The sequence below is a fragment of the Parapedomonas caeni genome (genome assembly GCF_041060555.1).
Classification (GTDB): domain Bacteria; phylum Pseudomonadota; class Alphaproteobacteria; order Sphingomonadales; family Sphingomonadaceae; genus CAUJIW01.
Genome location: NZ_JBEUDS010000009.1, coordinates 113,534 through 130,708, shown reverse-complemented (window position 1 = coordinate 130,708; position 17,175 = coordinate 113,534). Strand labels below are relative to the sequence as shown.

At 66.8% G+C, this 17,175-nt stretch carries 16 protein-coding genes and 1 pseudogene; 10 read left to right on the top strand and 7 right to left on the bottom strand.

Annotation, left to right across the window (positions count from 1 at the left end; translation table 11 throughout):
- Positions 1-140 precede the first annotated feature (140 nt).
- Positions 141-560: pseudogene (locus ABU113_RS08530) on the top strand (PaeR7I family type II restriction endonuclease); the annotation flags it as partial.
- A gap of 283 nt (positions 561-843) precedes the next feature.
- Here ABU113_RS08530 and glmS read toward each other — a convergent pair.
- Both glmS and glmU read right to left on the bottom strand, forming a co-directional pair.
- On the bottom strand, positions 844-2,667 hold the full coding sequence (gene glmS / locus ABU113_RS08525; protein ID WP_454559081.1) for a glutamine--fructose-6-phosphate transaminase (isomerizing): 1,824 nt from the start codon (positions 2,665-2,667) through the stop codon (positions 844-846).
- A gap of 5 nt (positions 2,668-2,672) precedes the next feature.
- Positions 2,673-4,076, bottom strand: a complete 1,404-nt coding sequence (gene glmU / locus ABU113_RS08520) for a bifunctional UDP-N-acetylglucosamine diphosphorylase/glucosamine-1-phosphate N-acetyltransferase GlmU (RefSeq protein WP_454559080.1) — start codon at positions 4,074-4,076, stop codon at positions 2,673-2,675.
- 94 nt (positions 4,077-4,170) lie between these two features.
- On the opposite strand from glmU, the gene gph reads away from it, so the two are divergent.
- Complete coding sequence (gene gph, locus ABU113_RS08515) at positions 4,171-4,872, top strand: phosphoglycolate phosphatase (protein WP_454559079.1); 702 nt, start codon at positions 4,171-4,173, stop codon at positions 4,870-4,872.
- Between the two features lie 88 nt (positions 4,873-4,960).
- Here the strand turns inward: gph and ABU113_RS08510 are convergent, their stop codons facing one another.
- The 4 genes from ABU113_RS08510 to ABU113_RS08495 form a co-directional block, all read right to left on the bottom strand.
- Entirely contained in the window at positions 4,961-6,049 is a 1,089-nt protein-coding gene (locus tag ABU113_RS08510; protein WP_454559078.1) for a nucleotidyltransferase domain-containing protein, read from the bottom strand.
- The gene (locus ABU113_RS08505) at positions 6,046-6,948 is read right to left on the bottom strand and encodes an HprK-related kinase A (protein ID WP_454559077.1); all 903 of its coding nucleotides are present in this window, start codon (positions 6,946-6,948) and stop codon (positions 6,046-6,048) included. The genes ABU113_RS08510 and ABU113_RS08505 overlap by 4 nt, the downstream gene beginning before the upstream one ends.
- Positions 6,945-7,226: an HPr-rel-A system PqqD family peptide chaperone gene (locus ABU113_RS08500; protein ID WP_454559076.1), complete on the bottom strand. Its 282-nt coding sequence runs from the start codon at positions 7,224-7,226 to the stop codon at positions 6,945-6,947. Before ABU113_RS08500 ends, ABU113_RS08505 begins: the two co-directional genes overlap by 4 nt.
- A gap of 77 nt (positions 7,227-7,303) precedes the next feature.
- Positions 7,304-7,756: a hypothetical protein gene (locus ABU113_RS08495; RefSeq protein ID WP_454559075.1), complete on the bottom strand. Its 453-nt coding sequence runs from the start codon at positions 7,754-7,756 to the stop codon at positions 7,304-7,306.
- 299 nt (positions 7,757-8,055) lie between these two features.
- On the opposite strand from ABU113_RS08495, the gene ABU113_RS08490 reads away from it, so the two are divergent.
- The 8 genes from ABU113_RS08490 to ABU113_RS08455 all read left to right on the top strand — a co-directional run bounded on the left by ABU113_RS08490 (position 8,056) and on the right by ABU113_RS08455 (position 16,241).
- On the top strand, positions 8,056-9,351 hold the full coding sequence (locus tag ABU113_RS08490; RefSeq protein WP_454559074.1) for a sensor histidine kinase: 1,296 nt from the start codon (positions 8,056-8,058) through the stop codon (positions 9,349-9,351).
- 198 nt (positions 9,352-9,549) lie between these two features.
- A complete protein-coding gene (locus ABU113_RS08485) occupies positions 9,550-10,572 on the top strand; it encodes a substrate-binding domain-containing protein (RefSeq protein WP_454559087.1) in 1,023 nt (340 codons plus the stop codon).
- Between the two features lie 58 nt (positions 10,573-10,630).
- Entirely contained in the window at positions 10,631-12,013 is a 1,383-nt protein-coding gene (gene pstC / locus ABU113_RS08480; protein WP_454559073.1) for a phosphate ABC transporter permease subunit PstC, read from the top strand.
- Positions 12,006-13,337, top strand: coding sequence for a phosphate ABC transporter permease PstA (gene pstA / locus ABU113_RS08475; protein WP_454559072.1), 1,332 nt, complete (start codon positions 12,006-12,008; stop codon positions 13,335-13,337). Before pstC ends, pstA begins: the two co-directional genes overlap by 8 nt.
- Positions 13,338-13,382: 45 nt before the next feature.
- Positions 13,383-14,159, top strand: coding sequence for a phosphate ABC transporter ATP-binding protein PstB (pstB, locus tag ABU113_RS08470; protein ID WP_454559071.1), 777 nt, complete (start codon positions 13,383-13,385; stop codon positions 14,157-14,159).
- Between the two features lie 32 nt (positions 14,160-14,191).
- The gene (phoU, locus tag ABU113_RS08465) at positions 14,192-14,914 is read left to right on the top strand and encodes a phosphate signaling complex protein PhoU (RefSeq protein WP_454559070.1); all 723 of its coding nucleotides are present in this window, start codon (positions 14,192-14,194) and stop codon (positions 14,912-14,914) included.
- Positions 14,915-14,919: 5 nt separating this feature from the next.
- Complete coding sequence (gene phoB / locus ABU113_RS08460; protein WP_454559069.1) at positions 14,920-15,639, top strand: phosphate regulon transcriptional regulator PhoB; 720 nt, start codon at positions 14,920-14,922, stop codon at positions 15,637-15,639.
- Between the two features lie 311 nt (positions 15,640-15,950).
- Positions 15,951-16,241, top strand: a complete 291-nt coding sequence (locus ABU113_RS08455; protein WP_454559068.1) for a hypothetical protein — start codon at positions 15,951-15,953, stop codon at positions 16,239-16,241.
- Between the two features lie 172 nt (positions 16,242-16,413).
- Here the strand turns inward: ABU113_RS08455 and ABU113_RS08450 are convergent, their stop codons facing one another.
- Complete coding sequence (locus ABU113_RS08450) at positions 16,414-17,175, bottom strand: S1 family peptidase (protein WP_454559067.1); 762 nt, start codon at positions 17,173-17,175, stop codon at positions 16,414-16,416.

Here is a 17,175-nt window from a genome sequence, read left to right as displayed (position 1 = left end):
AAGGCATGGCCGAACTCAACCAACCCATGATCGAGGAGGAAAATCAGCCCCTACACATCACCGCCAAAGCCGCCTGACGATGGCCCACGGCCACAGCCGAAATTACACCACCTTGACGGACGCGACCCGCGGTTGAGCTCAAGAGTCAGGTTGGCCCGTCTTTTGGCAACAATTTCAACAACCGGACCGAGGAAGCAATCGGCACGGCGCATGATTTTTGGACGGCCTATCGCGAAGGCTCACTTGGCAACCAACCCAAGCCGTTCCTTGGCTGGCTGATGATGGTGGAGGATGAGCCGCGTTCGCGCTTGCCTGTCCGTGACCGCTCGCCGCATTTCCCGGTATTCCCGGAATTCCAAGGCGCATCGTACCTGAAGCGGTACGATTTGCTGTGTGAACGGCTGGTGAAAGAGAATCTCTACACCGCCGCCGCACTCTTGGCGTCGCCACGCTCTGCCTCGGCCACGGGCGAATTCTGCGGGCTTTCCGAGCTCACTAGCCTGAAAACGTTTGTCACCACGCTGGCAGGACACATCGCCGCTGAGGCGGCGCGGTCGTAGCCCTCGATCATCGCTAATTCAAAGAATTGTAGGAGTCGGCCAAGTCCTTGTGATATTGGACAACGATGAACGCGATCCAGGCTCAGTTCTCGGATGTAGATGATCTGCTTAGAGAAGCGACGTACAATAGATCGCGTGGCCACGGTTTGTTCCTTATCGAGAATTCGGGCCTGACCTGCCACAGTACTTTCATTCAGCCACAATCAAAACCCCGCGCCGGGTGACGCGGGGCTCTGGTTAAGGCGGGTCGGGTTATTCCAGCGCAGGCGTTCGCCCGCGCCCGCTATTCCACCGTCACCGACTTGGCGAGGTTGCGCGGCTGGTCGACGTCGGTGCCCTTGGCGACGGCGACGTGGTAGGCCAGCAGCTGCACCGGCACGGCATAGACCAGCGGCGCGATGAAGCCGTCGACCGTGGGCATTTCCAGCGTTTCCAGCAGGCCGTCGCCGTGGCCGTCGATGCCGGTGGCATCCGAGATCAGGATTACCTGGCCGCCACGGGCGATGACCTCCTGCATGTTGGAGATGGTCTTGTCGAACAGCGGCCCTGAGGGCGCCACCACCACCACCGGCACCGTCTCGTCGATCAGCGCGATCGGCCCGTGCTTCATCTCGCCGGCGGCATAGCCCTCGGCGTGGATGTAGCTGATCTCCTTCAGCTTCAGCGCGCCTTCCAGCGCGATCGGGTAGTCCGGGCCACGCCCCAGGTAGAGCACGTCGGTGGCCTTGGCGACGCCGTGGGCGATGGCCGACACCGCCTCGTCGTGGGCCAGCGCCTCGTTCATCCGCGCCGGCACTTCGGTGAGTGCCTGCACCAGCGCTTCCTCGCGGCCGGCATCGATGGCGCCGCGCGCGCGGGCAAAGGCGATGGCGAAGGCCGCCAGCGTGGCGAGCTGGCAGGTGAAGGCCTTGGTGGAGGCAACGCCGATCTCGGGGCCGGCGTGGGTCGGCAGCACGGCGTCCGCCTCGCGGGCCATGCTGGAGCTCGGCACATTGACCACCGCCACCGTGTGCTGGCCGTGGGCCTTGCAGTGGCGCAGTGCTGCCAGCGTGTCGGCGGTCTCGCCGGACTGGGAGATGAACAGCGCCAGCCCGCCGGGGGTGAGCACCGGGTCGCGGTAGCGAAATTCCGAGGCGATATCGAGTTCGACCGGCACCCGGGCCTGCTGCTCGATCCAGTATTTGGCGACCATGCCGGCATAATAGCTGGTGCCGCAGGCGACGATGGCGACGCGCGATACCGTGGCGAGATCGAACGGCAGCGCCGGCAGGCCGACCTTGCCTTCCAGCGGCTGCAGGAAGGTGCCCAGCGTCTGGGCGACCACGGTCGGCTGCTCGTGGATCTCCTTCAGCATGAAGTGGCGGTAGTTGCCCTTGTCGATCAGGCCGCCGCTCACCGTCGACAGCGTCACCGGCCGGCTGACCGGCTGGTCGTGCTCGTCATAGACCTGGGCGCCGTCGCGGCCGAGCACGCACCAGTCGCCCTCTTCGAGATAGCAGATGCGGTTGGTGAGGTCGGACAGGGCGATGGCGTCGGAGCCCAGATACATCTCGCCCGTGCCATGGCCCAGCACCAGCGGGCTGCCGCGGCGGGCGCCGATCAGCAGGTCGTCGTGGCCGGTGAACAGGATGGCCAGCGCGAAGGCGCCGTGCAGCCGCTTCAGGCTGCGCCGCACTGCTTCCACCGGGGCGACGCCGTGCTCGATCTCGCGGGTGATCAGGTGGGCGACCACCTCGGTGTCGGTCTCGGACTCGAAGTGGCAGCCGGCGGCGATCAGCTCGCCGCGCAGTTCCTTGAAGTTCTCGATGATGCCGTTGTGCACCAGCGCCACATGCCGGGTGGCGTGCGGGTGGGCGTTGTACTCGGTGGGCGCGCCATGGGTCGCCCAGCGGGTGTGGGCGATGCCCAGCGTGCCCGGCAGCGGCTCGTCGTAGAGCCGGCGTTCGAGGTTCTTCAGCTTGCCCTCGGCGCGGCGGCGGGTCAGCTGGCCGTCGACCAGGGTGCAGATGCCGGCGGAATCGTAGCCGCGATATTCCAGCCGCTTCAGGCCGTCGAGCAGCCGGTCGGCGACGGTTTCAGTGCCAATGATGCCAATGATGCCACACATCTTGCTTATCCTGCCTTTTTCTTCGCCGTCATCGCCGTGCGGAAACGCGCCGCCCAGCCCGGTTTCGCCGACTGCGCGCCGCGGGCCACCGCCAGCGCATCGGCCGCCACATCCTGCGTCACCACGCTGCCGGCGCCGACGATGGCGCCCTCGCCGATGGTGACCGGCGCCACCAGCGCGGTGTTGGAGCCGATGAAGGCGCCGGCGCCGATGGTCGTCTTGTATTTGAAGAAGCCGTCGTAATTGCAGGTGATGGTGCCGGCGCCGACATTGGCCTTCGGCCCCACCCAGGCGTCACCGATGTAGGTGAGGTGGTTGACCTTGGCGCCGGCCTCCAGCACCGCCTTCTTGATCTCGACGAAGTTGCCGACCTTGGCCTTGTCCTTCAGCTCGGCGCCGGGGCGCAGGCGGGCGAACGGCCCGACCTCGGCGCGCGGGCCGACCGTCGTGCCCTCCAGATGGCAGAAGGCGTGGATGACCGCGCCATCGGCGACCGAGACGCCGGGACCGAACACCACGTTGGGCTCGATCACCACGTCGCGGCCGATCACCGTGTCGTGGGCGAAGAACACCGTCTCCGGCGCGATCAGGGTGGCGCCGGCCAGCATCGCCTCGCGGCGGCGGCGGGCCTGGAACACGGCTTCCACCTGCGCCAGCTCGACGCGGGAATTGACGCCGGCCACTTCATCCTCGCTGGTCTCGACCACCACCGACGGCTCGTTGTCGCGGGCGGCCAGCATGACGATGTCCGGCAGATAATATTCGCCGGCGGCATTGTCGTTGGTGACGCGGTCGAGCAGCGCGAACAGCCGGTCGCCGCGCACCGCCATGATGCCGGAGTTGCACAGGGTGATGGCGCGCTCGTCGGCGCTGGCGTCCTTGAACTCGACCATCTTGGCGATGGCGCCGTCGCCGTCGACGATGACGCGACCGTAAGCGGCCGGGTCCGCCGGGCGGAAGGTCAGCACCACGCAGGCAGGGTCGCGCCCGCCCACCGGCAGGTGCAGTCGGGTCAGCATGGCGCGCAGCGTGTCGGCGCGCACCAGCGGCACGTCACCATAGAGAATCAGCACATCGCCGGTGAAGCCGGCCATCGCCTCGCGGGCGGCCAGCACGGCATGCCCGGTGCCAAGCTGCGGCTCCTGCAGCGCGATGCTGGCGCGGCTGCCGAAGGCGGCCTCCACCTGCTCCTTCAGCGAACCCACCACCAGCACCCGGCGCTCGGCGCCCAGGGCATCGGCGGCGGCCAGCACATGGCCCACCATCGGCAGCCCGCCGATCGGGTGCAGCACCTTGTGCATGTCCGACTTCATCCGCGTGCCCTTGCCGGCGGCGAGCACGATCACCGCCACGGGTGCCGCCGTGGGCGCCTGCCCGGCGGCCCCTGGCCCGGCCAGACCTTGCGTCATGGAACCCCTCCATCCTCTGCGCGTCAGTTGCACTCTCTGCCTGCCATGTGCCACAGGACCATTGCCAATTCCATAACCGGGCCCGAAACATACCATGACCGTACCGACAGCCGACCCGTCTCTGCCACGCTGCGTCGTGTTCGACCTCGACGGCACGCTGGTGGACACCGCACCCGACCTGACGCTGGCCACCAACCACGTGCTCGGACTGGCCGGCAGGCCGGCGGTCGACATCGACACGGTGAAGGACATGGTGGGGCTCGGCGCGCGCAAGCTGATCGAGCGCGGCCTGGCCCACACCGGCGGCGGCACGCCCGAGCAGGTCGAGGATCTGCTGCCGGCGTTCCTCGACTTCTACGGCCGCAACCTGTGCGTCGGCTCGCGACCCTTCGAGGGGGTGGAGACGCAGTTGCAGGCACTGCGCGAGGCCGGCATCGCGCTGGGGGTGTGCACCAACAAGCCGGTCGGCCTGAGCGTGGCGCTGATCGATGCGCTGGGCTGGGCCGGCTATTTCGGCGTCAACCTCGGCGGCGACAGCCTGGAGGTGCGCAAGCCCGACCCGCGCCACCTGCTGGAGACCATCGCCCGGCTGGGCGAGGCGCCGGCGGCGAGCGTCATGGTCGGCGATTCGCCTGTCGATGTCGCGGCGGCGCGGGCCGCGCGCGTGCCGGTGGTGGCGGTGAGTTTCGGCTTCACGCCGGTGCCGCCGGCCGAACTTGGCGCCGATGTGCTGATCGATCACTACGACACGTTGCAGCCGGCGCTGGTCACGGCAAATCGCGGCAGGCGCGGCTGATCTTCGGTGCCTTGTCGTTGGCGGCTGGGCTGGTCCTGATCGAGGCCGGTGCGCGGCCGGGCGAATGACGCCGGGGGTCGGCGTGCGGTCAGCCCCGACGCGTGCCCTGGCGGCGCATCCGCCACTTGGTCCACAGGTGGCGGGCCAGCAGGGCGGGCGGCATCTTCAGCCAGTGCGCGCGGACATACAGCAGGAAGCGGGCAGCGCGTGCCGCCGGACCCGGCGTGTCCGGCCCGGCCGAGGCGAGGGTGGTCAGCACCAGCGCGTCCATCAGCGCGCGCGCCGCGCCATCGGGCAGCGCCGGCCGCAGCGCCGCGAGCGCGCCGGCCTCGACCCGGGTATGAAACAGCCGCTGGGTGTAGCGCAGGGCATAGGCCGCCGGGCGCTCCAGCCCATGCAGGCGGGCGCGCGTCACCAGATCGTCCCAGAACCGCCGGTCGCGGCCGAACTCCATCAGCAGCTGGTGCAGATCCCACAGGTTCCGCAGCCCCTTGGTGAACTCGCCGTCACAGAACAGGTGGACGGCACTGTGCAGCACCATGTCGGCCGGGCACAGCACCCGCCAGTCGCTGTCCGGCAGCGGCTGGGCTGCCGCCACCAGCGCCGCCGCGTCGGGCCGCAGGCGGTGGGTCAGCGGCAGGATGGTGTGATGCACGTCCAGCTCGCCACCCCGGGTTTCATGCACCATGGGTGGCAGTTCGTGCATCCACTGGCGATAATAGGCGATGTCGTAGGGGTCGGTGGCGACGATACGCCAGCCGGCGTCGGCGAGCCGAGCCTCCACCGCGCCCAGCCACGAGCGCGGCACCAGGATGTCGAGATCGCCGGCCGAGCGACCGTTCGCCGCCTGTCGGCCGGCGGCGACATAGGCGGTGCCCTTGAGCAGGATCAGCGGGCAGCCGACATCGCGCAGCAGCCGGCCGATGCCGCGCGCGCGCCATGTGGCACGGGTGTGGCCATGGGCGACGTCGATCTCGGCGTTGCGCAGGATCGCCCGCACCTGATCAGGCACGTCATTCCAGCGTCCGGTCTCGCGCAGCCGGTGGGCGAGCGCGCCCGCCAGCCCCTCATGGCGGGCACAGCGCAGGATCGCCGACCACGTGGCGGGGGTATGGCCCTGATCGGTCTCGGGCGCGCGCAGCAGGCGCGCCAGCAGGAGGGCCGGGCGTCCGGTCATGGCGTCACCGTCCGTCGCACCGCGTCCACCAGTTCGATCGCCGCCGCCGTCGAGCCATAGCGCAGCATGAAGCCGGGGCAGGTTTCGGCCAGCCGCCACATGGTCTCGAAGCCGGCCTCGCCGAGGAAGTCGAAGTTGGCCGACGAGCTGGCGAGATGGACGAACACGTCGGCTCGTGTCATCGCCTCGCCGTGGGGCGCCGCGCCGGCCTCGAAGGTCGGGAAGATGATGGCGGCGGGCCGGGCGGGCTCGTTCATGCGGCGGATGGCGTCGGCCGGCGGGGTGAGGAAACTGATGGTGCCCTTGTGGCTGGTCTCGAAGGCGGCACTGAACACGCCGTCGCGGGCAAGCGCGCGCATTACCGCGATCGACTGGTTCTTCAGCGAGATCGGCCGCGGGAACGGCAGCGCCAGGCCGGTATCGAGGTCGATCAGGGCGAATTCGTCGCCCATGAACCGCCAGTCGCCGGAAAAGCCGAGGGCGGCCGACAGCGTGCTTTTGCCGGAACCCGAGCCGGCCGGGAAGATGTAGGCCAGGCCGTCGCGTTCGACCGTCGAGGCGTGCAGCAGCAGGCAGCGGCGCATGCCCAGCGCCACCTGCAGGTTCATGCCCATTTCGGCCGCCAGCAGCCCCATGCTGCCCGGCAGCGGCACCATGGGGGTGTGGATGTCGGTGCGCACGGTGATCTGCGGGCGGATGAACCGCCGCCACCAGCGGGTGGGCCGCAGGTTCACCTCGAACTCGGCGCAGTCGTCGGGGTCGTCGAACGGATAGCCCTGATAGGCGGCACGGATATCGCGGGCGACCGAGGGCAGCGGCGTGCGGAGCCGATAGCGCACCGGCCCGACCCGCAGGGTCGAATCCAGACCGCCGCGTGACGCAAGCCGCCCGCCGTTCATGGCATGGTCTCGATCAGGCCGGCCTCGATCAGGGTGGCGAGGTGTTCCAGCAGGCCCGCCCGCTCCTCGGCGCTGCCATCAAGCGCGTAGCCGGTTGCCAGCGCGCGCAGCAGGTCGTCGAAACTGGCCGGCGCGGCGGCCGCCGCCTCCAGCAGCAGGTAGGCGTGCGGTGGCAGGATATGGGTCTGGCCAGCCGGGCGATGATACAGGAAATGGATGCCATCCGCCTCGCGGATGACGCAGTCGCGATGGATGTGGGAAATGTAACGCTCGCTCACAGCCTGCCTCAATGCGTGGGGTCAGGATAGAAGAGCCCCACGCCCTGACGCAAACCTGAACATTCCGCGATGACGCCTTACGGCAGCAGGCCCTGGTTGTTCAACGAAGTGAAGCAGGAATAGCCATACTCGCCCTGCTGCAACTTCTTGACGTAGTTGTAGTAGGCCTTCTGCGGGTTGGAGAAGCGATTGGGCGCCAGCTGGTTGACGATCTGGTTGCCGTTGAAGGTCTGGCCGGCGTAGTCGATGCTGCCGCCGCCATGGGTCGACGGCTTGAACTCCGCATCCTGACCGCAGACATAGCCCTGACCGTCGACATAGCCGCCCGGGTAGTAGCGGGTGGCGCCGTCGCGGCACAGCCGCTCCTGGCCGCGCTCGGGGAAAGGCACTTCGCACATCAGCGTCGACGACACGGCCTGCGCCATCGCCGGCGCCGAGTTCAGCGTGATCACGGCGGGAGCCGCCAAGGCACCCAGCTTCAGCAACTGGCGCCGCGACGCCACATTGTTGTCCGAGTTCTGGTCGCTCATCGCTTCACCTTTTCCCACATTCATCCGCAGTCGGTTGCCCGGCTGCTTTCTATCACATAGGCACGATTGATGACAGCACATCACCCATGCCAGCTTCATGTCCATGAAAACAGCAGCAAGAACCATACCAGATGGCCAATCTGCTGATTCTGCTCAATAATCCAGATTTGTTAAGAAGTTGCAACATCGCCTCTGTAAAGGATACCGACGATTGACGGTGTTTCCGCCCTGCTGCAACGGGTCGTGGAGGACTGCCTGGTCTCATTCGCTTCAGCCGAGTCGCCGATGGACATCATGATATGGACCCCCTGAACCGCCGCCTGCTCAAACGTCTGGCTCTTGCCGCACTGGCCGCCGCGCTGGCCTACTGGCTGGTCGGTGCTGCCGCCGAGCCGATCAGCGCCGCGGTCTGCGCGGTGCTGGCGGCGGCGCTGATCCTGGTGCTGGCCTATGATTCGGACCTGCGGGAGCGCGCCAGCGACATCGACCGGTTGCAGCGTATCAACATTGATCTGGCACAGCAGGCCGCCCGAGACGAGGTGCGGCAGCTGATCGAGGCGGTGGCCGAGCCGCTGCTCATTGTCGATCGCGAGTTGATCGTGCTGCGCGCCAACGCCGCCGGGCGGGCGTTGCTGGGCGCGGGTATCGAGGGTGAGACGCTGACCGTGTTCCTGCGGCAGCCCGGCGCGGTGGAAGCGATCCAGAGCGTGTCGCTGACCGGCCAGCCGGCGGAGGGCGAGGTGCAGTTCCTGTCGCCCACCGAAGGCACCTTCGCCGTGCGCGCCAACGTCCTCAACCTTGATGACGGGCGCATCCTGGTGGCGATGCGGGACGTCACCAAATCCCGGCTGATGGAACGGATGCGGGTCGATTTCGTCGCCAACGCCAGTCATGAATTGCGCACGCCGCTGGCGACGCTGATCGGCTTCATCGAGACGCTGCAGGGGCCGGCGTCGGAGGACAAGGCGGCCCGGGTGCGCTTTCTCGACATCATGGCGCAGGAGGCGGCGCGCATGGCCCGCCTCATCGACGATCTGCTCTCGCTGTCGCGCATCGAGCTCGACAAGCACGTGCGGCCGTCGACGCCGCTCGACCTGCGGCCGTTGCTGACCCAGGTCGGCCAGACGCTGGCGATGCGGCTGGAGGCCGACAGCCGCCGTATCGAACAGCATATCCCCGAGTCGCTGCCGCCGGTAATCGCCGACCGCGACCAGATCCTCCAGGTGCTGCACAATCTGGTGTCGAACGCGCTCAAATACGGCCGCAGCGGTACGTCGATCACGCTGACGGTTTCGGTCGTCGATTCGCCGCCGTCGGGTCAGTTGCCGCATGTACGCATCGAGGTCGCCGATCAGGGCGAGGGCATCGCGCCGGAGCATCTGCCGCGGTTGACCGAACGCTTCTACCGCGTCGATACCGCGCGTTCCCGCCAGATGGGCGGTACCGGGCTGGGCCTGGCGATCGTCAAGCATATTGTCGAGAAACATCGCGGCGAGATGCAGGTGTCCAGTACGCTGGGTGTCGGCACCACGGTTGCCTTCACCCTGCCGCTGGCCGGGCGCGCGGGGGCCGGCGACGGCGGTCCCAGGCCGTGATCGACCATTGTCATCGAACTGCAACAAAAGCGTAATAGACGGGTCACGCCGGATGCGTAGCGCTCATGTCGAACAAGGACGCCGGCACCAGCCCGGTCCCGGGACCGGTCCGCGAACTTGGGGCGTCTCCGGGTGGATGGTCCACCCGGACATGGCTTCATTAAACAGGAGAATCATGCAGTGCTGAAGAAGAGCCTGATGATCGTCGCCGCGGTCGCGTCCGTGACCGCCATGGCCGGCCACGCCGAGGCGCGCAACCAGATTCGCGTTGTCGGTTCGTCGACCGTCTATCCCTTCACCACGGCGGTGGCGGAAGCCTTCGCGCGCTCGAACTCCAAGTTCCGGGCGCCCATCGTTGAGTCGACCGGCACCGGCGGCGGCATCAAGCTGTTCTGCTCCGGCATCGGCCCCAACACGCCGGACATCACCAACGCCTCGCGCCGCATCAAGGCTTCCGAGGTCAAGCAGTGCGCCGAAAACGGCGTGACCAAGATCATCGAAGTCCAGGTCGGTCTGGATGGCCTTGCCATCGCGCACAGCAAGAACGGCCCCGACATGGGGCTGACCCGTCGCGAGCTCTACATGGCGCTGGCTGCCAATCCGTGGGGCAAGGGTCCGAACAAGGCCCGGACCTGGAAGGACATCAACCCGAAGCTGCCGGCCGACAAGATCGTCGTCATCGGCCCGCCGCCGACCTCCGGCACCCGTGATTCGTTCAACGAGCTGCTGATCGAGGCCGGCTGCAACACCAATCCGGCGATGGCGGCCCTGAAGAAGTCGGACGAGAAGAAGCACAAGGAAGTCTGCACCAAGCTGCGCGAGGACGGCGCCTATGTCGAGGCCGGCGAGAACGACAACCTGATCGTGCAGAAGCTGGCGGCCGATCCCAAGGCGCTGGGGGCGTTCGGCTACAGCTTCCTTGAGGAAAACATGGACAAGCTGAAGGGTGTCGCCATCGATGGCGTGCAGCCCACCATCGCCACGGTGCAGAGCTTCAAGTACCCTGGTTCGCGGGCGATGTTCATCTATGTGAAGGCCGCCCATGTCGGCGCCATTCCGGGCATCAAGGAATTCCTGGCCGAATACGCCAAGGAAAGCACCTGGGGCCCGCGCGGTTATCTCGTCCGGCGCGGTCTGGTGGCCTCGGCCGACGCTGATCGCGCCAAGGCGGCCGCCAACGCGACGCAGCTGAAGCTGCTTGATCCGGCCTCGGTGAAGTAATCCCGAGCAGAATAACGAGGGGCGGCCCCGGTCGCCCCTTCCTTCTGGTGTTGAATATATGTCGATGACCGCTGTCTTCCTGATGCTTCTTGGCCTCGCGGCGCTGTCCTTCGTGCTGGCGCGGGGCCGGGCTTCGCGTTTCGCGGACGGCGACTATCGCGCCGTACATTCAAGGCCGGGCTACCACGGGTGGCACAGCGCGCTGTGGGCGCTGGTGCCGCCGCTGGCCCTGCTGCTGGGCTGGGCGCTGTTCGGTCAGAGCTACATCGAGCCGGCGGTGCTGGCCTCGGTGCCGGCGCCGGATCGTCCCGAGGCGGGCATGGCGACGCAGATGTTCCTCAACGAGGTGCGGTCGCTGGCGGACGGCAGCACGGAGGCCTCGTTCACGCCGGGCGTCACCGAGGCGGCCCGGGTCTACGCGACGCTGGGGGCCCGCGCTAACATGGTGGTCGGCGGCCTGGCCCTGGCGCTGGGCGGGCTCGGTCTTGCCTATGCCTTCGTGCAGGTGAAGCCGCAGTTCAGGGCGCGCACGCGGGTCGAGCAGTTCGTCATGGGGCTGCTGATCGCGGCGTCGATCGTCGCCATCCTGACGACGCTGGGCATCCTGCTGTCGCTGCTGTTTGAAAGCTTCCGTTTCTTCGAGAAGGTTTCGCCGCTGGAGTTCCTGTTCGGCACCAACTGGAGTCCGCAGACCGCGATCCGCGCCGACCAGGTGGGATCATCGGGGGCGTTCGGCGCCGTTCCGCTGTTCTGGGGCACCCTGTTCATCACCCTGATCGCGATGCTGGTCGCGGTGCCGCTGGGCCTGATGGCGGCGATCTACCTCAATCAATACGCCAGCCCGCTGGTGCGCAAGTGGCTCAAGCCGATCCTGGAGGTGCTGGCGGGCGTGCCGACGGTTGTCTACGGGTTTTTCGCCGCCCTCACGGTGGCGCCGGCGGTGCGCGAGTTCGCGCAGGCCATCGGCATCGAGGGCGCGTCGTCGGAAAGCGCGCTGGCCGCGGGCCTGGTGATGGGCGTGATGATCATTCCCTTCATGTCGTCGCTGTCGGACGATGCCATCACCGCCGTGCCGCAGGCGATGAAGGACGGCTCGCTGGCGCTGGGCGCCACGCCGTCGGAGACCATCAAGAAGGTGCTGATCCCGGCGGCCTTGCCCGGCATCGTCGGCGGCTTCCTGCTGGCGGTGTCGCGTGCCGTCGGCGAGACGATGATCGTCGTCATGGCGGCCGGTCTTGCCGCCAACCTGACGGTCAATCCGTTTGAATCGGTGACGACGGTGACGACGCAGATCGTCGCGCTGCTCACCGGCGACCAGGAATTCGACTCCGCCAAGACCCTGTCCGCGTTCGCGCTGGGTCTGGTGCTGTTCCTCGTCACGCTGTCCCTCAACGTCTACGCCCTGCGCGTGGTGAAGAAGTATCGAGAGGCCTATGAATAAGCCCGCTCTCGCCGACGGCGCGTTGACGCCCACCGACTGGACGTCGCCGGCCATGGTCGCGCGCATCCGCCAGCGCTACGCGCGGGAAGCGCGTTTCAAGGCCATGGGGCTGGTGGCGCTGGTGATCTCGGCGCTGTTTCTGGCGTTCCTGCTCTATTCGATTGCCGGCAACGGTCTCACCGGTTTCCAGTCCACCGAGATTCGCCTGAATGTGGCCTTCAAGCCCGAAGCACTGGGCATCACGGCGGCGGACCTTGCCGGGCCGGACGCCGAGGATCGCCTGCGCCAGGCCGACTACGGGCTCATCGGCGGCGATGCCCTTATCGCCCGGTTCCCCGAAGTCACCGATCCCGGCGACCAGATGGACCTCGAAGAACTGCTGAGCCCCGGCACCGCCGCCTATCTGCGCGAAACCCTGGTCGACAATCCGGCGCTGCTGGGCAAGAGCATCACCCTCTGGGTGCCCGCGGCCACCGATGTCGACATGCTGAACAAGGGGCAGATCGACGCCGATCTGCCGGCGCTGGAACGCGGCATTTCCGACCGGATGCTCGGCTATTACCGGCAGCTCAAGGCGGATGGCGACATTCGCACCAGCTTCAACACCCGCTTCTTCACCGCCGCCGACTCCCGCGATCCTGAACTGGCGGCCATCTGGGGCGCCACCATGGGGTCGCTGCTGACGCTGTTCGTCACGTTGCTGATCTCCTTCCCCGTTGGCGTGCTGGCGGCGGTCTACCTGGAGGAATATGCGCCGAAGAACCGGCTGACCGATTTCATCGAGGTCAACATCAACAACCTCGCGGCCGTGCCGTCGATCATTTTCGGCCTGCTCGGCCTTGCGGTGTTTCTCGGCACCTTCGGCATGCAGCGGTCGGCGCCGGTGGTGGGCGGCCTCACCCTGGCGCTGATGACATTGCCGACCATTGTCATCGCCAGCCGCGTCGCCATCAAGGCCGTGCCGCCCTCCATCCGCGACGCGGCGCGCGGTATCGGCGCTTCGCCGTTGCAGGTGGTGTTCCATCATGTCGTGCCGCTGGCGCTGCCGGGCATCATGACCGGCACCATCATCGGCATGGCGCGCGCGCTGGGTGAAACGGCGCCGCTGCTGATGATCGGCATGCGTGCCTTCGTGGTCGATGTGCCGGCGAGCCTCACCGACCCCGCGACAGTGCTGCCGGTGCAGGTGTTCCTGTGGTCGGACAGTGTGGAACGCGGCTTTGTCGAGAAAACATCGGCCGCCATCATCGTGCTGATGGTTTTCCTGCTGATGATGAACGCCCTGGCGATTTATCTGCGCCAGAAATTCGAGCGGCGCTGGTAGAAAGAACTGGAGATGTCCGCCATGTACAACCCAACCGAGGCGACCATGACAGTCCAAGACACTGGCGCGATCAAGATGACGGCGCGCAACGTGAATGTTTTTTATGGCGACAAGCACGCCATCAAGGACGTGTCCATCGATGTGCGTGCCGACGAGGTGACGGCGTTCATCGGCCCGTCGGGTTGTGGCAAGTCGACCTTCCTGCGCTGTCTCAACCGCATGAACGACACGGTGGCCAGCGCGCGGGTCACCGGCGAGATGCGGCTTGATGGCCAGGACATCTACGACAGGCAGATGGATGTGGTGCAGTTGCGCGCCCGTGTCGGCATGGTGTTCCAGAAGCCCAACCCGTTTCCCAAATCGATCTACGAGAATATCGCCTACGGGCCGCGCATCCACGGGCTTGCCCGCTCACGCGCCGAGCTCGATGAAATCGTCGCCACCAGCTTGAAGAAGGCCGGCCTTTGGGACGAGGTGAAGGATCGTCTCAACGACTCCGGGACCGCGTTGTCGGGCGGTCAGCAGCAGCGGCTGTGCATCGCGCGTGCCATCGCGGTGAATCCCGAGGTGATCCTGATGGACGAGCCCTGCTCTGCGCTGGACCCGATCGCGACCGCCAAGATCGAGGAACTGATCGAGGAACTGCGCGGCCGTTATGCCATCGTCATCGTGACCCACAACATGCAGCAGGCTGCCCGCGTCAGTCAGAAGACCGCCTTTTTCCATCTTGGCGACCTGGTGGAGTATGGCCCGACGTCCGAGATCTTCACCAACCCGAAGAAGGAAAAGACCAAGGACTACATCACCGGCCGCTACGGCTGAGCGCGACGGCAACGAACAGGCAGGAACCCAGCATGGCCACCACGCATACCGTCAAGTCCTTCGACGACGATCTCCGTCAGCTCCGCTCCTACATCTCGCAGATGGGCGGTCTCGCCGAGGCCCAGATCATGGGCGCCATCGAGGCGCTTGCCAGCCGCAATCCGGAAATGGCGATGCGCATCGTCACCGGCGACCGGGCGATCGATCATCTGGAAATGGAGGCGGAACGCCACATCATCCAGACCATCGCCCGCCGCCAGCCGCTGGCCGACGATCTGCGCGAGGTCATCTCGGCGCTGAAGATCGCCGCCCTCATCGAACGCATCGGCGACTATGCCAAGAACATCGCCAAGCGCGCGACGGCGCTTGCCCAGGTGTCGCCGATCCAGCCGGTGGTGATCGTGCCGGAAATGGGCAAGCTGGTCGCCCGGATGGTGAAGGACGTCCTCGACGCCTACGCCAGCCGGGACGCCGAGCTGGCGCGCACGGTATGGTCGCGCGACAAGCACGTCGATGATTTTTACGCCAGCCTGTTTCGTGCGCTGCTGACCTACATGATGGAAAATCCGCAACAGATCACGCCCTCCACCCATGTTCTGTTCATCGCCAAGAATCTGGAGCGGATCGGCGATCATGCCACCAATATCGCCGAGATCGTCCACTTCAACGTCACCGGCGAATACATGGAACCCGATCGGCCGAAGGGGGACGAAACAGCGTTCTCCGTCCACGGCATGGAATCTGACGAGGATTGATGCACATGAAGCCCAAGGTTCTTCTGGTCGAGGACGACGTCAACCTGACCGAGCTGCTGACCTACAATCTCGAACGCGAGGGCTTCGATGTCGCCCGCGCCGGTGATGGCGAGGAAGCCCTGGTGATGGCGGCGGAAGAACACCCCGACATCGTCATCCTCGACTGGATGATCCCGCACCTCTCCGGCATCGAGGTCTGCCGCCGCCTGCGCCGGCAGCCGGAAACCGCCAACCTGCCGATCCTGATGCTCACCGCCCGCACCGAGGAAGGGGATCGCATCCGCGGCCTGGAAACCGGCGCCGACGACTACATCACCAAACCCTTCTCGCCGCGCGAGCTGACGGCGCGCATCAAGGCGGTGCTGCGCCGTCTGCGTCCCGCCCTGTCCGGCGCGGCGCTCACCTACGGCGGCGTCGAGATGGACACCGCCGCCCACAAGGTCACCCGTGACGGCGCGCCGGTGCAGCTTGGCCCCACCGAGTTCCGCCTGCTGCGCTACTTCATGGAGCATCCCGGCCGGGTGTTCTCGCGCGAGCAGCTGCTCGACGCGGTGTGGGGCCATGACGTCTATGTCGAACTGCGGACGGTGGACGTCCACATTCGGCGGTTGCGCAAGGCGCTCAACGGCGATGACCTGCCGGACCTGATCCGCACCGTGCGTTCGGCCGGCTACGCGCTGGACGCGGAAGGCGCCGGTGTGGCCAAGGTGGCGCGCGCCTCCTGAGCACCGGAGCGGTGTTAGTGAAAGCATGCGGCGACTGTCATCCGCCGCAGTCGTCGAGCATTTTTACACCCGTCTGACGGGGCCGGCGGGCACCCGGTTGTTTCATCTTGTTTTTTTTAACTATTTTGGCATGCTCCTGAAATGGCCTGGAACTTGCTTAATGCATCATAGCGGGACGCGTTGATAGCGCGTCACTATCATAACGGCCGCCGCGGGCCGGCACACCGGTCAACGGCGTGATGCATTTGACAAGTATTTGGGTCGACAGCTGTCGGCGCCGGAAGCGGCGAGCGGCAGGACGGGAGAACAGAATGGCACGAATGGAACCAAGCTCAGGCCGTCTCTCCCTGCGTAACTCGATTCTCGTCTGGGTGGCGGGTATCGTGATTGGGTGGGGGTGTGCCGTAGTCCTGTTCTATCAGCTCATTCGCAATTCGGGCACGGAAATGCCCGTGACCGGCCGGCCGGCCGCGGCCATGGTGGCCGAGGAGCGCGATGCCACGGGCCTGGCGGATATCGCGCCGGCAGCGGGCGACGCGGCGCCGGACGACGCCGTGGCCGACGGTGCGGCGATGGCGCCACCGGAGTCGGTGCCCGAGTAGAACGTCGCGCCGGATTGGCCCTGGCAACGGGGCATGAAGGGCCGTCGTGTGTGGCGCTGTTGTCCGGTGCTCGAATTCGCCGCGCGGACGCCATCCCGCCGCAAGCCGGGGCGGCTCAACCTACCGGCGTCGCGTTGTTTTTCAGGACGTTTCAACCGCACGCGGTCGCGGTCTACGGCGTCAGGTCATTCTCGATCAGCAGCTGACGGATGAAGCCCACCGGTATGGCATAGGCAATGCCGCTGGGATCGGTGATCACCTTTTCCCGTGTCGACTTGATGAAGGTGGCGTTGAGGATGCCGATCACGGTGCCGGTCTCGGCGTCGTAAAGCGGGCTGCCGCTCTGGCCGGGATAGGCCACCATGTCGAGCTGGTAGACCTCGTAGCGCGGTGTCGCCACCATCACCGGATCGAGATAGCGGGTGTCGGGCACCGGGCTGACATTGGGCGGCCGCGCGGCGACGATGCCGGCGTGGGTCGCCGGGTAGAGGCCGAGCACGGTGCCGATGGGGAAGCCGGTGATGGCGACGCTGCTGCCTTCCGGCAGCAGCTCGGAGTCCGCTCGCAGGCGGACCGCCGGCAGCGGCGGGCCGGACAGCCGCAGCAGGGCGAGGTCGTGCGCGCGGTCGGTCGCCACCACTGTCAGGGTGCGCCGGTCGATCTGGCCACCGTTGGCGGTCAGCGCGAACAAGGTGGTCGGCTGGCCGGGGTTGCTGGAGCGCACGACATGATAGTTGGTGATGATGTGGCGTCCGTCTGCAACCACGAAGCCGGTGCCGGCGAGGTGGGAGGCCATCGACCGCATGACCTGGAAGGTGGTGATGCCAACCACGGAAGGCTGCACCTGGCGCACGGCGTCCACCAGCCGCGCATGGCCGGGCTGCGGGCTCAGGGCCAGCAGGGCCGCGGTCAGCAGCAACCGGGCAGCACGCAC